The organism is Virgibacillus profundi, from assembly GCF_002287375.1.
GTDB lineage: Bacteria > Bacillota > Bacilli > Bacillales > Amphibacillaceae > Virgibacillus_K > Virgibacillus_K profundi.
Map to the genome: position 1 here is coordinate 1 of NZ_NPOA01000085.1, position 412 is coordinate 412.

The 412-nt window shown below is 56.8% G+C and carries 1 rRNA gene; it reads right to left on the reverse strand.

Features of this window, described 5'->3' with window-relative positions:
• A 16S ribosomal RNA gene (locus CIL05_RS22480) occupies positions 1-412 on the reverse strand; the annotation flags it as partial.

Consider the following 412-nt stretch of genomic DNA (forward strand, 5'->3'; position numbering starts at 1 on the left):
CGATGTGGACTACTGGGGTTTCTAATTACCGCGGCTGCTGGCACCCGATGTGGACTACCAGGGTTTCTAATCCCGTTTGCTCCCCTCGCTTTCGTGCCTCAGCGTCAGAAAAGGCCCAGTAAGCCGCCTTCGCCACCGATGTTCCTCCTAATATCTACGCATTTCACCGCTACACTAGGAATTCCGGTCTCCCCTGCATACCTCTAGTCTGCCCGTATCAACTGCAGGCCCGGAGTTAAGCCCCGGGTTTTCACAGCTGACGCGACAAACCGCCTACGCGCCCTTTACACCCAGTAATTCCGGACAACGCTCGCTCCCTACGTATTACCGCGGCTGCTGGCACATCAGTCGGACTACGCGGGTTAGGTGGACTACTCGGGTTTCTAATTACCGCGGCTGCTGGCACTAGTTG